2 protein-coding genes and 1 pseudogene are annotated in these 2,423 nt (G+C 64.3%); 1 reads left to right on the forward strand and 2 read right to left on the reverse strand.

Translation table 11 applies throughout. The features are described from left to right. Positions 1–441 (forward strand): pilin (locus RMO12_RS02865; RefSeq protein ID WP_309638127.1); only part of this gene is annotated, 441 nt, incomplete at its 5' end. 178 nt (positions 442–619) lie between these two features. Here RMO12_RS02865 and RMO12_RS02870 read toward each other — a convergent pair. Further along, positions 620–1,306 (reverse strand): methyltransferase domain-containing protein, encoded by a 687-nt coding sequence (locus tag RMO12_RS02870; protein ID WP_309638128.1) that lies wholly within the window; start codon positions 1,304–1,306, stop codon positions 620–622. Positions 1,307–1,350: 44 nt separating this feature from the next. Then, positions 1,351–2,423 (reverse strand): annotated as a pseudogene (locus tag RMO12_RS02875) (hypothetical protein); the annotation flags it as partial.

Below are 2,423 nucleotides of genomic sequence, written 5' to 3' on the forward strand. Positions count from 1 at the left end.
CAGGAGAAACTTCAAATGAAACGCGTCCAACAAGGTTTTACCCTCATCGAACTGATGATCGTCGTGGCGATCATCGGCATCCTGGCGGCCGTCGCGCTGCCGGCCTACCGCGACTACACCGTGCGCGCCAAGGTGTCGGAAATAGTGCTGGCGGCTTCGTCGGGCCGTACTTCGGTTGCTGAAGCGGCCGGCACGATTGGCGCAATGCCGAGCAGTGTGTCGGGGGCGATTGCTAATCAGGTCAGCAATTACGTGGCTTCGGTGGCATACGCGTATTCCTCCGCCACCGTGGGCGTCATCACTGCAACGGCCAAGGGCGACGCCGCGATCACGGGCAGCACGGTTACTCTGACGGGCGACTACTCCTCGGCCACTGGCCAAGTAATTTGGACGTGCGGTGGGACCATTCTGCCGAAGTACATGCCGTCGAGCTGCCGTTAATTCGGTCCCGCTGTCTCGGAAAAGGTCTCGCAAGAGACCTTTTCCATTTCCAGGGCGGACGCTTGTGCCGGCCGCCCCGAGCGCGATCGAAGCATCGTCCGTCGACTGACCGAATGAGCAAAATTGCAATCGCCGCGGCGGCGCGCTGATCAGCCCTTGGCCGAAGGCGCCAGCGGAGTCAGAGCTTCAGTAGCGCCTTTTGCACGTCGCTCGGCTCGCGCTTGAAGGCCAGCGCCCGGATCTCGAAGCCGGTGCTCGCCTCGGCCACGAGAACGCGCTGAAAGCCTGCCCGGCCAAGAATGGCCCCCAGCGACTGAGCGGTAAAGCCGCACTTGTGCGCGTAGAAATCGACGCCCGAGCTTTCGATCTGTTTGCCCCAACCGTAGAACACGTCGTGCGCCATGATGGGACCGGCGCTCGATTGGTAAAGCACGTCGTCGATGTCCATGCCGGTGCTCGCCATGTGCTGGACGACGGCCTTCATGTCCGGCACACGGATTTCGGCAAAGCCGTCGGGCTTGAGCACATGCATGAAGCCCGCGAGCACCTTGACGGCATCGTGCCGAAAGTAATGCTCGAGGTTGTGCGAGCAATAGACCGCGTCGAATTGTTCAGGGCCCAGGCGATTTAGCTCGCGCGCGTCTTGCACGATGTCGGCATCCGGGCCGGGTGCAATGTCCAGCAGCAAATGCTCCCAGGCGCCGTAGTGCTCGGGAATCGCGATCTGCTTGTTGCCACCGCCGACATTCAGCACACGCGGCCCTTGCGAAGCCGCCAACGCAGTGGCGGGCGGCGGCTCGCGGTTGCTGGCTGTTGTGCGGGCGTCGCCCGACAGGATGCCCTTGAGGAGTCGAGTAAGAACCATGATGAGGTTTCGGTGATGGAGTAATCGGATCAGCGGCTCGCGACTCAGGCATTGTCGCTTTCGGGCGCCGCGCCGGGCCGACAGCGGGCGGCGCCCCGGTCGCCCCACATCTTCTGCAGCGCTGCCTGTAGGTGTGACGCGAAACGCGGCGCATCGACCAGCGGCGAGTCGAGCATTTGCGAGCGAAGCGTGGCTCGCAGCGTGGCGAGGCCGGCTAGGTCAGCGGCCAGTCGCACGGCCCGCTGCACGTAGTCTGCCTCGTCCTCGGCAATCCAGTCGTGCAAGCCAACGCAACTCAATAGGCTTGCGCCTTGCCGCGCCAGCAAGCTGTTGCCTGCGAGCGTGACGGTCGGCACGCCCATCCACAGCGCCTCGCAGGTGGTGGTGCCGCCGGGGTAGGGAAAGGTGTCGAGCAGGATGTCAAGCTCGTGATGCGCCTCGAGGTAGGCCTCCCTCGGCGTTGCGCCGTGCAGCGACAGACGGGCTTCGTCGATACCGGCATCGATGCAGCGGCACCTGAGCCGCTCGCGCAGGCCGGGGTCATCGAACTGCTTGCATTGCAAGCGCAGCCGAGCCGCGGGCAGTGCGCGCAGGATCTGCGACCACGCCTGCAGCACGCGGTCGTTGATCTTGGTCGACGCCTGGAAGCAGCCGAAGGTGAGGTGGCCGCGCGCCAGCGCAGGTGGCGGCCCGGGCCGTAGCGCCTCGCTGCCCAGCGGCGGCGTGAAACACAAGCGCGTGTCCGGCAGGTAGCACAAGGTTTCGCTGAAGTGCGTGCGGTGCGGGGCCGGTACCGACAACGGGTCGGCGATGAAGTAATCAATGCTCGCGAGGCCGGTCGATGCGAAGTAACCCAGCCAGCTCACTTGCACTGGTGCAGGCTTCCACGCGAACACAGGCAGGCGGCTCAGGTCGGTGTGCCCGGCAAGATCGACAAGGACATGGATACCGTCGTCATGAATCTGCTTTGCAAGCGCCTCGTCGTCCAACGCCGTGATTGAACGCCAGTGCGCAAAGCGCGGGCGCAGGCGTGCGGTGAGCTCATCGTCCCGGGGGTTGGCCGAATAGGCGAACAGCTCACCGCGACGGTTGTCCCAGCTACCCAGAACCGTCTCTA

This window comes from Methylibium sp., from assembly GCF_031393925.1.
In the GTDB taxonomy this organism is placed as follows: Bacteria; Pseudomonadota; Gammaproteobacteria; order Burkholderiales; family Burkholderiaceae_C; genus Methylibium.